This window comes from Microbacterium sp. SWDP-B6, from assembly GCF_059803615.1.
In genome coordinates, this window is the sequence record NZ_JAPFGV010000002.1 from 230,382 (window position 1) to 246,227 (window position 15,846).

Genomic DNA, 15,846 nt, shown 5'->3' on the forward strand with positions numbered 1-15,846 from the left:
TTCGGATGCTCGATATTCGCTCCATCAGCTTCTCCCGCCTGTGCGACAACGGGTTCAGGCTAACCCATCAGGAGAGCACGAGGGCGAAACTGCGGGTGAACTCCCGGAGGCGTGTCCGCGAGCAGGAGAGGTGAGTGGCTCGATCAGCCCGCGTTGGCGCCGAGCCAGGCGATGGGCTCCATGAGCCCGCCGTTGACCCAGACCTCGAAGTGCAGGTGGTTGGCCGTCGAACGCCCGGTGCTGCCGACGAAGCCGATCAGCTGACCGGCGGCGACGGTCTGTCCGGCCTGGACCTGGCGCGAGCCGTAGATCATGTGGCCGTACGTGGTCTGCACGCGCTGGCCGCCCACGACGCTGTCGAGCATGACGGCGACGCCGTATCCGCCGATGCTCTCCGCCGAGGCGCGCACGACGCCGGCAGCGGCGGCGTAGATCGGCGTTCCGGCCGGAGCCAGCATGTCGGCACCCTGGTGCGCACCGCCGACTGTGCGGCTGACGTTGTACGAACCCTGCGGCAGCGGATAGCGGACCTCGCCGGAACCCGGCGAGACCAGCGCGTAGTTGCCGATGTCGAAGCTCGACGAGGACGAGGCGGTGACGGCCTTGGCGGCGGCAGCAGCACGGGCCGCGGCGGCTTCCTCCGCCTTCTTCTTCTCGATCTCACCCGGAGTCGTGGCGGTGAAGGTGCCGCGACTGAGTGGTGCCGCCGTGGCGTCGGAGGCGACGACCAGGGACTGGGCGTCGACGGCAGCCATCTGCTGCACCGTCGTCGCCGCCTCGGCGGGCTTCGTGGCAGCGTAAGCGGGAAGAGCGACAGCAGCGACGAGAGCACCGACGGCCCCGAAGATGGCGATCGAACGCAAGGGCTTGACGACCTTGCGGGCGTCGACGCGGCTGCGGGAGCTGCGAGCGACTGCTCGATCTTCAGTTGTCTTCATGGGCGATTCGATGTCTTTGGCCAAAACTTGATCCTCCAGCGCCTGCGCGCTCGGGTAGCGCTGGCTCGTCGGCACTCTGCTCTCGTGGCACGAATGTAGCTCGGGTACGTTGTGCGGTCTGACCGGGAGGTCGACGAGCCTGGAAGGCGAGTCCTCTCGGGTGTCATCAGCGGGCTTCTTCGACGACCTGTCCGAGGTTACCGGAAGATAACGATTCTGTCACCCCACGAACCTGGCAATCCTCGGAGAGGCGGAATCACGCGGATCTGAGGGCCGATCGGCCTCGTGGATCAGGCAGGTTCGCCGACCAGGAAGATGTGGGAGGCGAGCTCGACGGGGAGCTCAAGACCGTCTTCCTGGCCCTCCATCTGGATGAGGACGTATCCCTCGTTGAAGCGATAGTCCCCCTTCGCGCCGGGGACGACGCCCGCGTCGCGGAGCTGCTCGAGCAGCTCAGGATCGACCTGGGCGGGCTCGGCGAGACGACGCACGGTTCCGTCGATCGGAGCGCCCGCGGCGTTGAGCTTCTGCACCAGTCCGATGACACCCTCGTCGAAGGTGCGTGCCGGGGTGTCGCCCAGCTGGTCGAGCCCGGGGATCGGGTTGCCGTACGGCGATTCGGTCGGGTGACCCAGCAGCTCGACGAGTCGACGCTCGACCTGCTCGCTCATGACGTGCTCCCAGCGGCAGGCCTCTTCATGCACGTACGCCCAGTCGAGACCGATGACGTCCGAGAGCAGACGCTCGGCCAGGCGGTGCTTGCGCATGACATTGACGGCCTTGCGACGGCCAGCGTCGGTCAGTTCGAGGGTGCGGTCCTCGGAGACGACGACGAGACCGTCGCGCTCCATGCGCCCCACCGTCTGGGAGACCGTCGGACCCGAGTGTCCGAGACGCTCGGAGATTCGCGCACGCAGCGGCACGATGTTCTCCTCCTCGAGTTCGAGGATGGTGCGGAGATACATCTCCGTGGTGTCGATCAAGTCCGTCATGTGGCCCTCCGGGTCTTCTTAGGCAAGCCTACATTCCCACGCGGACATCAGGGCGTCATGCGGTGAGGGCACTCGGACCTCACGCCGTAGAATCGACGCATGGCGATCGAGATTCCCCGTGACCTCCTGCCCGCTGACGGCCGCTTCGGCTGCGGTCCCTCGAAGGTGCGCCCTGCGCAGCTCGACGCGCTGCTCGCCGCGGCCCCCACCCTGCTGGGCACCTCGCATCGCCAGGCGCCGGTCAAGAACCTGGTCGGCAGCGTCCGTGAGCAGCTGGCGGCTCTGTTCCGGCTCCCTGAGGGATACGAGATCATCGTCGGCAACGGCGGTTCGACGGCGTTCTGGGATGCTGCCGCCTTCGGCCTGATCGAACGACGCAGCCAGAACCTCGTGTTCGGCGAGTTCGGCGGCAAGTTCGCCGCGGCCGCCGCCGCTCCGTGGCTCGAGGCGCCCGATGTCCGCAAGTCCGAGCCGGGTTCGCGCACGGCCGCAGAGGTCGTCGAGGGCATCGATGTCTACGCCTGGCCGCACAACGAGACGTCCACCGGTGTCGCGGCCCCCATCGAGCGCGTGATCGCCGACGGCGCTCTGACCGTCATCGACGCGACCAGCGCTGCCGGCGGCATCGACTTCGACGCCGCCCAGGCGGATGTCTACTACTTCGCGCCGCAGAAGAACCTCGGCTCCGACGGGGGCCTCTGGTTCGCCGCGGTGTCGCCTGCCGCGGTCGACCGGATCGAGCGCATCGCCGCCTCCGACCGGTACATCCCGGAGTTCCTCAGCCTGAAGAACGCCGTCGACAACTCGCGACTCAACCAGACGCTGAACACGCCGGCGCTGACGACCCTGCACCTGCTCGACAGCCAGCTCGGCTGGATCCTCTCGAACGGCGGCCTGTCGTGGGCCGGCGCCCGCACGGCGGAGTCCTCGGCGGTCCTCTACGACTGGGCCTCGGCATCATCCGTGGCGACCCCGTTCGTCACGGATGCGGCACACCGCTCACCCGTCGTCGTGACCATCGACTTCGCCGACACCGTCGACGCCGCAGCCGTAGCCAAGACCCTGAGGGCCAACGGCATCGTCGACACCGAGCCCTACCGCAAGCTCGGCCGCAACCAGCTGCGGGTCGCGACCTTCGTGTCGATCGAACCCGACGACGTCCGACAGCTCACTCGCTCTCTCGACTACGTGCTCGAGCAGCAGGGCGCCTGACGCCAGGGAGTCGACGAGAAAAGGGGCCGCGTTCACACGCGGCCCCTTTTCTCGTTCGACTCAGTGGACGGTCATTCCTCGTCGTCGGAGTCTTCGTCGTCGGAGTCCTCGTCGTCGTCATCGTCCTCGTCGTCGGAGTCGTCGTCGTCGGAGTCCTCGTCGTCATCGTCGTCGTCCGAGTCGTCGTCGTCCGAGTCATCGTCTTCGTCCGCAGCAGCCGAGTCGTCGAGTTCGTCGACGTCGACTCCGTCGAGGTCTCCCGCATGCAGCACACGCGGCTCGGCGGCGAGCTCGTCTTCGTCGATGTCGTCGTCGTCATCCTCGTCGATGTCGTCGTCCTCGTCGATGTCATCGAGATCGTCGTCGGATTCGTCGTCGTCGACCGAGCTCTCGTCCTCGCCTTCCGCAGCGGCCGCGGCCGCCTGCGCCGCGAGCTCCACCTGATGGGCGCGGTAATCGGCCAGACGCTCGGCCCACGGCACCCATTCGGGTGCGAGAAGCGCTCCGTCGCCCGGCAGCAGCTCGAGCTCGAGCACCGTCGGCTCCTCATCATCGACGCGCGCGACCGTCACGGTCCAGAACCAGCCCGGATACCCGGGAAGTCGGTTCTCGAAGCGCAGCGACACAGAGCCGCCCTCTTCGGGGATGTAATCGGCTGCGGGTCCGACGGTCGACGGCGGAGTGATCTCGTGCAGTGCGGCGAGCGCGAGATCATGAGCGTCGATCAGACGCTGGTCCACCTCAGGCTTCGAGGTCATCGGCTACCTTGCGCAGAACTGCCGCGATCTTGCGGCCTTGGGCCGACGAGGGGTACCGGCCGCGTCGCAGATCGCCGCCCATCCCGTCGAGGAGCTTGACGAGGTCCTCGACGATGATCGCCATGTCGTCTGCCGGCTTGCGCTTCGCCTTCGCGAGGCTCGGCGGGGCTTCGAGCACACGCACGGACAGCGCCTGGAGGCCGCGCTTGCCATCGGCGACACCGAACTCCACCCGTGAGCCCGCCTTGACCGCCGCGCCCGTGGGCATGGCTGAAGCGTGCAGGAAGACGTCTTGGCCGTCATCGCTGGCGATGAAGCCGAAACCCTTGTCTTCGTCGTAGAACCTGACCTTGCCGGTGGGCATGGGAGAAACCTCGCTGAGTCGGTGTGGAGCTGGATCGGACGCACGCGTGCGACCACCTCCAGCCTACCGGTCGCGGGGCGGGGAATCCGTAGGTCACGATGCGGAACCGTGAGCCCCTGCAACGACTAGGCTGAGACGGATGAGCACCAAGAGTCCCGAACCTGAGGTTCCCGTTCGCCGCATCGATCGCATCCTGGCGTTCACGGCACTCGGACTCGCCGCGGCATCCATCATCTGCTTCTTCGCGATCATCATCGGCACCGCCGTCGGCATGGAGCAGCAGGACTTCGGCACCGGTGCCTGGCCGTTCATCGCCGCGATCCCCTACTGGGGGCTTCCGGCCGCGTTCGTCATGATCATCGTGCTCCTCATCATGAGCTTCATCCGCAAGGGGCGCGCGGCATCGCGGCCCTGAGGAATCCGTCATGAGCACGCACGCCCGACCGCTGGCCGAATGGCTCTCCGAGGCGAGCGATGAGCAGCTCACCACTCTGTTCTCGATCCGACGCGTGCGCGCGGATGCCGGCTGGCAGGACTTCTTCGATGCCGCCGAGGCGCTCCTCGATCCCACGTCGATCGCGCGGATCCTGCCCCTGCTCACGCACAGCGAGGCCGTTTCTCTTCTCGCGGCCGCGGCCGCCCCTGTCACAGAGCACTCCCCTCAGCGGGCGACGCTCGAGAGTCTCGCACTGCTGCGCCCCGACGGCGCGCCCTTCCCGCCGGTCGTCGCCGCCATCGCCGATCGACCGGAGCCGGCTCCGCTCAGCCTCTCGGCGCCGACGCCCGCGACCGATGCCGAGAGCGCCCATGCGGCCGAGCGGGCGTTCACGACGGTCTCCGCCCTCGCCGATCTGCTGCTGCTCGCGCGAGAGAAGCCCTTCGCACTTCTCGCCGGCGGCAACGTCAGCGCCGGAGAGAAGCGGCAGCTCAGCGAAGCGGGCGTCGCCGCTGAATCGATCGACGGGCTGATCGAGATCGCGATCGACTCGGGGCTCGTCGCACCCGATGCTCGCCGGCTGCGCACCACGCCGCGGACCGAGGAATGGCTGCGATCGCCCGTGGCCGATCGGTGGAGCGCACTCGTGGAGGGCTTCCGCGATGCTCTCCCCCGAGGGGTGCGGGCGTCGGACGGCGGCTGGTCGTCCACGACGGCCTGGGCGCAGGCGCACCCGTGGGACCCCGCGTGGGCCGACCGCAGTGACGCGCTGCTCGAGCGCGCTCGTCTGCTCGGGCTCATCACCGACGGCGGCAGTGAACCCGCGTGGGCGGCTTCGATCCGCCGAGGCGAGAACGTCGACGCCGCTGCGCTCGTCGCGCTGCTTCCGAACGAGGTCGATCGCATCTTCCTCCAGAACGACCTGAGCGCGATCTCGCCCGGCCCTCTCGCTCCCGGGCTCGACGTGCGGCTGCGCACGATCGCCGAGCGAGAGTCCGCAGCCCAGGCCTCCACCTACCGCTTCACCCCCGAGTCGATCGCGCACGCGCTCGTCGCCGGCGAGACCGAGCAGTCGATCCTCGAGTTCCTCGAATCGCTCTCGCTCACCGGCATCCCTCAGCCGCTCCGCTACCTCGTCACCCAGACCGCGCAACGACACGGCCTGGTTCGCGTGTCGATCGACCCCGAGACCGGTCGGACGCGCATCGAGAGCAGCGACCAGCACCTGATCGAGGCGATGGCCGTCGACCAGGGGCTGCGACCGCTCGCCCTGACGAAGCACGTCGCCTCTCTGACGACGCGCGTCGGGCGCGACACCGTCTATTGGGCACTGACTGACGCTCGGTACCCGGCGACGCTCGTCGACGACGACGGACGCGCGATCGCCCGCGAGCGGAATCCGATCACCGAGGCGACGCCCGACCCTGCGCCCGACTATTCCGCGCTCATCGCCGCGATGCGCTCGCATCAGGGGCCGGACGCGGACGCCGCCTGGCTCGACCGCGAGCTCGAGGCCGCAGTCCGAGCGAAGGCCGTGCTGCGAGTGAGCGTCGGAATGCCCGACGGCTCGACGAGAGAGCTGATCCTCGAAGCCACCGGGCTCGGCGGAGGACGCCTCCGCGGCCGAGATCGCGCGGCAGATGTCGAACGCACGCTGCCGGTGTCGAGCATCCGCGCCGCCGTCGTGATCGCGCAGTAAACTGGACAGCTATGTCTGATGGACCCCTGATCGTCCAGAGCGATCGCACAGTGCTGCTCGAAGTCGCCCACTCCGACGCTGAGAGCGCCCGCCACGAGCTGGCGATCTTCGCCGAGCTCGAGCGCGCGCCAGAGCACATCCACACCTACCGCATCACGCGGCTCGGACTGTGGAACGCGCGTGCCGCCGGGCACACCGCCGAAGACATGCTCGAGACGCTCGACCGCTGGTCCCGCTTCCCCGTGCCGCCGTCGGTCGCCGTCGACCTCCGCGAGACCGTGAACCGGTATGGCCGCCTCGTGATCGAGCGTGACGACGAAGGCACCCTGATCCTGCGCTCGACCGACCCGGCCGTGCTCGCCCAGGTCGCGAACAACAAGCGCATCCAGCCGCTGCTGATCGGGCACCCGGCTCCGGACACCTTCGTGGTCGACGCGTGGGCGCGCGGGCAGATCAAACAGGAGCTGCTGAAGATCGGCTGGCCGGCCGAGGACCTCGCCGGGTACACCCCCGGCACACCGCACGAGATCGAGCTCGCCGAGGACGGCTGGCAGATCCGCCCCTACCAGCAGGATGCCGTCGACGCGTTCGCGAAGGACGGCTCGGGCGTCGTGGTGCTGCCGTGTGGCGCGGGCAAGACCATCGTCGGTGCCGCGGCCATGGCGGCGACCAACACGACGACCCTGATCCTCGTGACGAACACCGTCTCGGCACGGCAGTGGCGCGACGAGCTGCTCAAGCGCACGAGCCTCACACCCGAGGAGATCGGCGAGTACTCCGGCCAGGCCAAGGAGGTCAAGCCGGTCACCATCGCGACCTACCAGATCCTCACGGCGAAGCGGAAAGGCGAGTACGCCCACCTCGCCCTGCTGGATGCCCTCGACTGGGGTCTCATCGTCTACGACGAGGTGCACCTGCTCCCCGCGCCCGTGTTCAAGCTGACCGCCGATCTCCAGGCTCGGCGCCGGATCGGCCTCACCGCCACGCTCGTCCGCGAGGACGGTCGCGAGGGCGACGTGTTCAGCCTGATCGGCCCCAAGCGCTTCGATGCTCCGTGGAAGCAGATCGAGGCCCAGGGGTTCATCTCCCCCGCCGTCTGCTACGAGGTGCGCGTCGACCTGCCGCCGGACGACCGGCTCGAGTACGCCGCCGCGACAGACGACGAACGCTACCGTCTCGCCGCTTCCGCACCGGCGAAGATCGCGGCCGTGCGAGAGCTCATCGAGAAGCACAAAGACGAGCGGATCCTCGTGATCGGTCAGTACCTCGACCAGCTCGACTCGCTCTCGCAGTCGCTGAACGCGCCGCAGATCACCGGCGCCACGCCCGTCGACGAGCGCGAGGAGCTCTATCGCGCCTTCCGCGAAGGTGAGATCTCACTGCTCGTGGTGTCGAAGGTCGCGAACTTCTCGATCGACCTCCCCGAGGCATCCGTCGCCATCCAGGTGTCGGGTTCGTTCGGCTCGCGACAGGAGGAGGCCCAGCGCCTGGGCAGGCTCCTGCGTCCCAAGCAGTCCGGCCGCACGGCGAGCTTCTACACGCTGGTCGCCCGTGACACGATCGACCAGGACTACGCCCAGAACCGCCAGCGGTTCCTCGCCGAACAGGGCTACAGCTACACCATCATGGACGCCGACGCCTTCGCCGCCTGACCGCCTGCGGGCCCTCCCTGCAGCATCGCTACGCGGAGGGCGAAAGCGCCGCTCCGACGGATAATCAGCATCCGCATGGCCGAAGTCACCATAATGGGGACATGACTGATGCGCGCATCCTGGTCGTCGACGACGAACCCAACATCCGCGACCTGCTCTCGACAGGTCTCAGCTTCGCCGGGTTCCAGGTGAAGACGGTGGCCAACGGCGCCGCCACCATCTCGGCGGTGCTCGAGGAAGAGCCGGACCTCATCATCCTCGACGTGATGCTTCCGGACATGAACGGGTTCAGCGTGACCAAGCGCCTTCGCGGCGCCGGTTTCACCGCTCCGATCCTGTTCCTCACCGCGAAGGACGGCACCGACGACAAGATCGAGGGGCTCAACGCCGGCGGCGACGATTACGTCACCAAGCCCTTCAGCCTCGACGAGATCGTCGCCCGCGCCCAGGCGATCCTGCGACGCACCATGCAGGCCGACGAGGAGTCGATCATCCGTGCCGGCGAGCTGTCGATGGACCAGGACACCCACGACGTGCATGTCGGCAAGGAATCGATCGAGCTGAGCCCGACCGAGTTCAAGCTGCTGCGCTACCTGATGCTGAACCCCAACCGCGTCCTGTCGAAGGCGCAGATCCTCGACCACGTCTGGGAGTACGACTTCAACGGGGATGCCGGCATCGTGGAGAGCTACATCTCCTACCTCCGTCGCAAGATCGATCCGCACACCGAGGAGTCGGTGATCCAGACGAAGCGCGGCTTCGGATACATGCTCAAGGTCGGCAAGTAGTCCGGCTCACCGCCGCACGCTGACGCCGCACAGCATCCGTCTCCAGGGAGGTCCGCATGGCGCACAAGCCTGACGCGATCACCAAGTGGTGGCGGTCGATCAGCCTGCGCGCCAAGGTGACGGGCGTCACGGTCGCCGTGCTCGCGTTGGGCCTGCTCGCGGCGGGCCTCGGCACCGTGCCGATCCTGCGCAACTCGCTGGTCAGCAACATCGACGCTCAGCTCCCTGCTCTGGTGTCTGCCGATCTCGCGAACCGGTACTTCGAGGTGACGGTCGAAGACGGCAAGACCGTCTACACCCCCACGGACTCGCCCCGTGACTTCTTCGTCGCGATCTACGACGCTGAGGGCGTGCTGCAGACGACCACAGGCAACTCCGACAACGGGGCACCGCTCTTCCCCTCGTCGTACTCGCCCCTCGACGTGCAGGCCAAGGAGGACACCCGGTTCACGATCGAGGGCACCAAGGGATCGAGCTTCCGGGCGGCTGTGGCACGGGTGCCAGGAGAGGGCGACGGATCGCTGCGGATCCAGATCGTCGCGATGCCGCTCGAGTATGCGGATCGCATCATCAGCCAGTACTTCGGCATCTACATCACCGTCGCGTTCGTCACCATCTTCCTTGCCGCGCTGCTGACCCGAGGGCTCGTGACACTGACGTTCCGACGACTCGGTCAGGTCGAGTCCACGGCCATGTCGATCGCCGCGGGCGACTTCACACAGCGCCTCACCGATCTCGAGCCGACGACCGAGGTCGGCCGCCTGAACAGCGCGATCAACACGATGCTCGATCGAGTCGACGGTTCGCTCGCGCAGCGGGACCGCACCGTGCAGCACATGCGTCGCTTCATCGGCGACGCCAGCCACGAGCTGCGCACGCCTCTGGTGAGCGTGCGCGGGTATGCGGAGCTCTACCGGATGGGTGCGATCAAGGGCGAGGAGGACACCGCCCGTGCCATGGAGCGCATCGAGAAGGAGGCGATCCGCATGGGCGTGCTCGTCGAGGATCTGCTTGCGCTCGCGCGTCTCGACGAAGAGCGCGAACCCGAGATCGAGGCACTCGACCTCCGTCCCATCGCCCGCGACGCCGCCCTCGATCTGCGTGCTGCGGCTCCGGCACGCACCGTGACCGTCGTCGACCGCACGGTCGAGGCCCCGCTGATCGACCTCACGACTCGGTCGACGCCTGTCGTCCCCGCCGCACCCGAGACTCCCGCTCCGCGTGGGCTCTCCCGCGGCACGCTCGCCCGTCTGCGGCGTCGCTCGCGAAGCTCCGCGGCGAACGTGCCGGCGATCGACTTCACCGAAGCCGCGGACATCCCCGTGCGCACCCCGCCGATCGTGCTCGGCGAGGAGAACAAGGTGCGCCAGGTGGTCACGAACCTGCTCGGCAACGCGCGTCGCTTCTCGCCTGAGGAGAGTCCGATCGAGATCGTCGTCGACGCGGACCGCGTGCGTGGCACGGCGAGCATCGCGATCGTCGACCACGGCGAGGGTATCCCTCCCCAGATCCGCGAGCAGATCTTCGAGCGCTTCTGGCGCGCCGACACCTCACGAGCACGCGAGACCGGTGGGTCCGGGCTCGGGCTCGCGATCGTGTCATCCATCGTGAAAGCGCTGCACGGAAGCGTCGCGGTGTCCGAGACGCCGGGTGGCGGAGCGACCTTCACCGTCACGCTGCCCCTCGCTCCCTCACGCGCAACGCCCGCCCACCTTCTCGAAGACACTCAGCCCCTCGAGCGACTGGATCTCTGACCGCACCTCGCTTCTCGCGCGGGTGCTCCTGCTCGGCGCTCCTGATCGGCGCTCCTGCACGGCGCGGCGCCCATGCGGGTTCTCCACAGCGGGCGTCGGGACGTGCGCGCGCACCCGCATCCGGAGATCTCCTCTCCCCTATCGTCGGAGCACCAATCGAGAGGAGTTCCCATGTCCGTCATCACCGTCGACACCGAAGCCGTAGGTGCCGCCCAAGGCGCGGCGCTGGCCACGATGGAGCGCCTGCAGACGGAGTCCGCGACGCTCATGTCGCAGCTCACGCAGCTGCAGGCGACGTGGGTCGGCACCGCGTCGGCCGCGTTCCAGTCATGTGCCGAGGAGTGGCGTGGAGCGCAGTTGCACGTCGAGCAGGTGCTCGAATCGATCGGGCATTCGCTGGGCAGCGCGGCGACGCAGTATGCAGACGCCGATCAGTACTCGGCGAGCCTGTTCCGCTGATTCACGGTTCGAGCCCCCGCGAACGCAGAAACGCCCCGACCGAGGTCGGGGCGTTTCTGTCAGTGCTGATGGATCAGAAGTCCATGCCACCCGACGGGTCACCCATCGGAGCAGCAGCCTTCTCAGGCTTGTCAGCGACGACGACCTCGGTGGTGAGGAAGAGAGCCGCGATCGACGCTGCGTTCTGCAGAGCCGAGCGGGTCACCTTCGCCGGGTCGATGATGCCCGCGGCGAACATGTCGACGTACTCGCCCGTTGCCGCGTTGAGGCCCTGGCCCGAGGGGAGCTCGGAGACCTTGTTCGCGACGACGCCGGGCTCGAGGCCTGCGTTGAGGGCGATCTGCTTCAGCGGAGCCTCGATCGCGACGCGAACGATGTTCGCACCGGTCGCCTCGTCGCCCGTGAGCGAGAGAGCGTCGAGAGCCTTGGTGCCCGACTGGATCAGCGCGACGCCACCACCGGGGACGATGCCCTCTTCGACGGCTGCCTTCGCGTTGCGAACGGCGTCCTCGATGCGGTGCTTGCGCTCCTTGAGCTCGACCTCGGTTGCCGCGCCCGCCTTGATGACGGCGACGCCACCTGCGAGCTTGGCGAGGCGCTCCTGCAGCTTCTCGCGGTCGTAGTCGCTGTCCGTGTTCTCGATCTCGCGACGGATCTGCGTGACGCGACCCTCGATCTGGTCTGCCTCACCGGCACCCTCGACGATCGTGGTCTCGTCCTTGGTGACGATGACCTTGCGAGCACGACCCAGCAGGTCGAGCGTGGCGTTCTCGAGCTTCAGGCCGACCTCTTCGGTGATGACCTGACCACCGGTGAGGATCGCGATGTCCTGCAGCTGCGCCTTGCGACGGTCGCCGAAGCCGGGAGCCTTGACGGCGACCGACTTGAAGATGCCCTTGAGCTTGTTGAGCACGAGAGTCGCGAGAGCCTCGCCCTCGACGTCCTCGGCGATGATGACGAGCTCCTTGCCGTCCTGGATCACCTTGTCGACGATGGGCAGAAGGTCCTTGATGTTCGAGATCTTCTGGTTCGCGATGAGGATGTAGGCGTCTTCGAAGACAGCCTCCTGACGCTCCGGGTCCGTCACGAAGTACGGGTTCAGGTAGCCCTTGTCGAAGCGCATGCCCTCGGTGAGCTCGAGCTCGGTGCCGAAGGTCTGCGACTCCTCGACGGTGACGACGCCCTCCTTGCCGACCTTGTCGATCGCCTCGGCGATGAGCTCGCCGATGGCGGGGTCAGCAGCGGAGATCGACGCGGTGGCGGCGATCTGCTCCTTGGAGTCGATCTCCTTCGCGCTGGCGAGGAGCTCCTCGGTGATGGCCGCGACGGCCTTCTCGATGCCGCGCTTCAGCGAGATCGGGTCTGCGCCGGCTGCGACGTTGCGCAGGCCCTCGCGGACCAGAGCCTGAGCGAGCACCGTGGCGGTGGTGGTTCCGTCGCCGGCGACGTCGTCGGTCTTCTTGGCGACCTCCTTGACGAGCTCAGCGCCGATCTTCTCGTACGGGTCGTCGAGCTCGATCTCCTTGGCGATGGAGACACCGTCGTTCGTGATCGTGGGGGCGCCCCACTTCTTCTCCAGCACGACGTTACGACCGCGCGGGCCGAGGGTCACCTTGACAGCGTCGGCGAGGATGTTGAGGCCGCGCTCGAGGCCGCGTCGGGCCTCCTCATCGAAAGCAATGATCTTTGCCATGAGTTTTTTCGTCCCTCCTGGACGTAGACGTTGGGTTTAGCACTCAGAGTGAGAGAGTGCTAACGCCATTCTGGCACTCGACCCCATCGAGTGCAAGCTGCGCGGACGGACCGTGCGGCGGTCTACGGGGCAGGAGTGTCTGCGGGCGTCTCCGGCGCGGTCGTCGCACGATCGAGTCCGATGACGACCGTGAGCTGCTTCGCCCCCGTGTCGTTCAGGTCGGAGTAGAAGTCGCTCTGCTCGACCGCGGCACCGCCGATCAGGTTCGCGAGGCCGAGGGCGGCGAGCTCGTCCTCTTCGGCGACGTAGTAGACGGTCGTCGTCGAGAAGTCCTGGCTCGCGCTGTCGCTCGCGAAAACGACGTCGGCGGCCCAGCCGTTGTTGATGAGCAGGTCGCGCATCTGCTCGTCCAGCCCCTCGTCGGGTGAGGCGTTGAGGATCATCACCGAATAGGTGACGTCGACGACACCGGTCTCGACGGGCGTCGGGCTCGACGTGGGGACGGCCTCCGGGAAGAGGGTGATGCGCCCCATCACCACGAGCGAGCCGAAGATGCCGCCGATGATGAGCACCAGAGCGGCCACGAACGACCACAGGAGCACCACCCAGCCGTTCATCCCCGGGGCTTCGGCGCGGTGCGCTCCGACGCGTCCGGACGATCGGGGGACGTCGTCGAATCGATCTCGGCTGAGCTTTGACACTCCTCGATGCTAATGGCACCGGCCCGTGAATCCGCTTCCGACGACGCCGCTGCGTGGCGCGAGCCTCGTCAGCCCACGAAGCCCGGAGTGCGTGCGGCGCGCTGGAACGATCTGGCGTCACGGATGCGGCGCAGCCGTCGCACCAGCATCGGGTCGTACTCCAGGGCTTCCTCCGACTCGATCAGACGGCCGAGGAGCTGGTAGTAGCGGGCTGCGCTCATGCCCAGTTGGGCACGGATGACCTCTTCCTTCGCGCCGCCGTGCCGCGGCCAGGCGGTCTCGAGCGCGAGGATCGCGCGATCCCGCTCGCTCAGATCTCCCAGCATGTGACCAGATTAGGTCGCGGAAGCGGCGATTCCGGTGCGCCACTCCCACCATCTGCCGAGCGGATCGGCCGCCGCGCGCACGTCGCCGTCGAGCGCCACGACGAACCCGGTCCACTCCTCGGCGACCACGGCCGGCTGCCAGACGTCGCCCAGCACTGCCGGAGGATCGATCGTCACCCAGCGGGCATCGAGACCCCTGATGCGCTCGACGAGTGCTGTGCGCGCCTCTCGCGGAATGTGCACGAGCACGCCCGGCGTCGTGATCACGAGAGTGGCACCCCGGGGCGCCTCGGCTGCGAGCGCGTCGATCCTCTCGAGCGCGTCGCCGGCGATGAGGCGGGGCGGATCGGATGCGGCGATGTCGAGCGCCGCTCTCACCCGCTGTTCCCGCCCTTCCTCCCCCGGCCAGACGAGCCCCTGCAGCCAGCGACGGTCTCGGTCGTCTCGGGCGTCGAGAGGCGCGAGGTCGATGCCGGCGCGCCAGACGATGTCCGGCATCCTCATGGCGGGGAGGCGCCCGTCGACTCTGCTCTGCAGCACGACCGGGCTCGGCCCGTCGTGCGGGTCGAGTGCCGCGCGCACCTGACCGTCGGAGCCGACGAAGCGGTACGAGTAGCGATCGGGGTACAGGCACAGGCCCGCGGAGGCGCCGACCTCGAGCAGGGCGATCGGTCCATCGATCTCGGACAGCACGGGAAGCAGCGGTGCGAGTCGGAGCGGCTCGTTGGTCTGCAGACGCCGGCCGCTGCATTCGCTCACGATCTCGTCGGCATGGGAGAGCACGAACGCGCGCCACGCGTCGTAGCGGACGAGGCCGACGCCCAGCATCCGCGTCACGGCGAACACGAGCGGGGGCTGCCTGCGGTTCTCAGGGATCCGAGCGAGCACCCGCTGCACCTCGGGGTCACCGGCCACGCCGGAAGCCCAGTCGACATAGAGATCGCTGCGCCCCGGCGCCTCCTCATCGGCGAAGCGGCGATAGCGCAGCCGCACGGCATCCGTCATCCATCCATTGTCTCGTGACGCCGAGCCCCTCTGAACGCGAGAGAATGGAGCAGACCCCAGGAGGACCTATGTCGTACAGCGTGGACAAGACCGAAGAAGAGTGGCGCGAAGAGCTCGGCGAGGAGCAGTATGCGGTGCTTCGCGAAGCCGCCACCGAGCGCGCCTGGACGGGCGAGCTGCTCGACGAGGGCCGCGCCGGCCTCTACACCTGCGGCGCGTGCAACGCCGAGCTGTTCAAGAGCGGCACCAAGTTCGACTCCGGATGCGGATGGCCGAGCTTCTACGAGTCGATCCGCCCCGACGCGGTGCAGCTCATCGAGGACACGACCCTGGGCATGGTGCGCACTGAGGTGCGCTGCGCGAACTGCGGATCGCACCTCGGGCATGTCTTCCCCGACGGCTTCGGCACGCCCACCGGCGACCGCTACTGCATGAACTCCATCGCCCTGAACTTCACACCTGAAGAGTCGTGAGCGCCCTCGAGGCCGTTCGCGCACGGCAGTCCTCCTCGAAGGTCACCGACGAGGCGCCGTCGCGGGACGAACTGCTGAAGCTCGTCTCAGCCGCCGGACGCGTCGCCGACCACTCTTCGCTGCGCCCGTGGCGCCTGATCGAGCTGCGCGGATCCGACCGAGAGCTGCTGGGGGCCGCGATCGCCAAGGCCGAGGGCGACAAGTCCCCCTCCACGAAGCCGCTGCGCGCTCCGCTGCTGATCGCGGTCGTCGCCAGCTACCGCAAGAGCGAGAAGGTCCCCCGCTGGGAGCAGGAGGCCGTCGCCTCGGGCGTGGCCCACATGCTCAGTCTGCTGCTCGACGAGGCCGGCTTCGGCGTGCTGTGGCGCACGGGTCACTACACGCGATCGAAGGCCGTCGCGAAGGCCCATGGCCTCGGCAAGGACGAGGAGCTGCTCGGATGGCTGTACGTCGGCGGCAAGCCCTCGGGCCGCAGGCCCGGTCGCCGCAAGCCCGTCGATGCGCGGGGCCTCGTGACGCGGATGCCCAAGCCCAAGCCCCAGCCGACGCCCGAGCCGAAAGCCAAGAAGAAGGCGAAGAAGCAGAAGAAGCAGTAG

Annotated in this window: 17 protein-coding genes; 9 read left to right on the forward strand and 8 right to left on the reverse strand. The window is 67.9% G+C overall.

Annotated elements, in window-relative coordinates:
• Positions 1–143 precede the first annotated feature (143 nt).
• Positions 144–938, reverse strand: a complete 795-nt coding sequence (locus OPU70_RS05680) for a M23 family metallopeptidase (RefSeq protein WP_042539830.1) — start codon at positions 936–938, stop codon at positions 144–146.
• A gap of 290 nt (positions 939–1,228) precedes the next feature.
• Positions 1,229–1,930: an iron-dependent transcriptional repressor DtxR gene (locus OPU70_RS05685; RefSeq protein ID WP_042539828.1), complete on the reverse strand. Its 702-nt coding sequence runs from the start codon at positions 1,928–1,930 to the stop codon at positions 1,229–1,231.
• Positions 1,931–2,029: 99 nt separating this feature from the next.
• On the opposite strand from OPU70_RS05685, the gene serC reads away from it, so the two are divergent.
• Positions 2,030–3,142 (forward strand): phosphoserine transaminase, encoded by a 1,113-nt coding sequence (gene serC, locus OPU70_RS05690; protein WP_498557308.1) that lies wholly within the window; start codon positions 2,030–2,032, stop codon positions 3,140–3,142.
• A 71-nt stretch (positions 3,143–3,213) separates the two neighbouring features.
• Here serC and OPU70_RS05695 read toward each other — a convergent pair whose 3' ends face one another.
• The gene (locus OPU70_RS05695; protein ID WP_498557309.1) at positions 3,214–3,900 is read right to left on the reverse strand and encodes a DUF3027 domain-containing protein; all 687 of its coding nucleotides are present in this window, start codon (positions 3,898–3,900) and stop codon (positions 3,214–3,216) included.
• Positions 3,884–4,264, reverse strand: a complete 381-nt coding sequence (locus tag OPU70_RS05700) for a cold-shock protein (protein WP_042539821.1) — start codon at positions 4,262–4,264, stop codon at positions 3,884–3,886. The genes OPU70_RS05695 and OPU70_RS05700 overlap by 17 nt, the downstream gene beginning before the upstream one ends.
• 139 nt (positions 4,265–4,403) lie before the next feature.
• On the opposite strand from OPU70_RS05700, the gene OPU70_RS05705 reads away from it, so the two are divergent.
• The 6 genes from OPU70_RS05705 (at position 4,404) to OPU70_RS05730 (ending at position 11,052) form a co-directional block, all read left to right on the forward strand.
• The gene (locus OPU70_RS05705; protein WP_056373582.1) at positions 4,404–4,679 is read left to right on the forward strand and encodes a hypothetical protein; all 276 of its coding nucleotides are present in this window, start codon (positions 4,404–4,406) and stop codon (positions 4,677–4,679) included.
• 10 nt (positions 4,680–4,689) lie between these two features.
• Positions 4,690–6,399: a helicase-associated domain-containing protein gene (locus OPU70_RS05710; protein ID WP_498557310.1), complete on the forward strand. Its 1,710-nt coding sequence runs from the start codon at positions 4,690–4,692 to the stop codon at positions 6,397–6,399.
• Between the two features lie 11 nt (positions 6,400–6,410).
• Entirely contained in the window at positions 6,411–8,051 is a 1,641-nt protein-coding gene (locus tag OPU70_RS05715) for a DNA repair helicase XPB (protein ID WP_498557311.1), read from the forward strand.
• A gap of 101 nt (positions 8,052–8,152) precedes the next feature.
• Complete coding sequence (locus OPU70_RS05720; RefSeq protein WP_042539813.1) at positions 8,153–8,839, forward strand: response regulator transcription factor; 687 nt, start codon at positions 8,153–8,155, stop codon at positions 8,837–8,839.
• 56 nt (positions 8,840–8,895) lie between these two features.
• On the forward strand, positions 8,896–10,593 hold the full coding sequence (locus tag OPU70_RS05725) for a sensor histidine kinase (protein WP_498557312.1): 1,698 nt from the start codon (positions 8,896–8,898) through the stop codon (positions 10,591–10,593).
• A gap of 171 nt (positions 10,594–10,764) precedes the next feature.
• Entirely contained in the window at positions 10,765–11,052 is a 288-nt protein-coding gene (locus tag OPU70_RS05730) for a WXG100 family type VII secretion target (RefSeq protein ID WP_042539808.1), read from the forward strand.
• A gap of 73 nt (positions 11,053–11,125) precedes the next feature.
• Here the strand turns inward: OPU70_RS05730 and groL are convergent, their stop codons facing one another.
• The 4 genes from groL to OPU70_RS05750 form a co-directional block, all read right to left on the reverse strand.
• On the reverse strand, positions 11,126–12,745 hold the full coding sequence (gene groL, locus OPU70_RS05735) for a chaperonin GroEL (protein WP_042539806.1): 1,620 nt from the start codon (positions 12,743–12,745) through the stop codon (positions 11,126–11,128).
• Between the two features lie 122 nt (positions 12,746–12,867).
• Positions 12,868–13,446: a LytR C-terminal domain-containing protein gene (locus OPU70_RS05740; protein WP_367823476.1), complete on the reverse strand. Its 579-nt coding sequence runs from the start codon at positions 13,444–13,446 to the stop codon at positions 12,868–12,870.
• Between the two features lie 68 nt (positions 13,447–13,514).
• On the reverse strand, positions 13,515–13,772 hold the full coding sequence (locus OPU70_RS05745) for a DUF3263 domain-containing protein (protein WP_079113273.1): 258 nt from the start codon (positions 13,770–13,772) through the stop codon (positions 13,515–13,517).
• A gap of 9 nt (positions 13,773–13,781) precedes the next feature.
• A complete protein-coding gene (locus OPU70_RS05750) occupies positions 13,782–14,777 on the reverse strand; it encodes a DUF2332 family protein (RefSeq protein WP_498557313.1) in 996 nt (331 codons plus the stop codon).
• A gap of 68 nt (positions 14,778–14,845) precedes the next feature.
• Here OPU70_RS05750 and msrB point away from each other — a divergent pair, with 68 nt between their 5' ends.
• Positions 14,846–15,250, forward strand: coding sequence for a peptide-methionine (R)-S-oxide reductase MsrB (gene msrB / locus OPU70_RS05755; RefSeq protein ID WP_042539800.1), 405 nt, complete (start codon positions 14,846–14,848; stop codon positions 15,248–15,250).
• On the forward strand, positions 15,247–15,846 hold the full coding sequence (locus OPU70_RS05760; RefSeq protein WP_498557314.1) for a nitroreductase family protein: 600 nt from the start codon (positions 15,247–15,249) through the stop codon (positions 15,844–15,846). Before msrB ends, OPU70_RS05760 begins: the two co-directional genes overlap by 4 nt.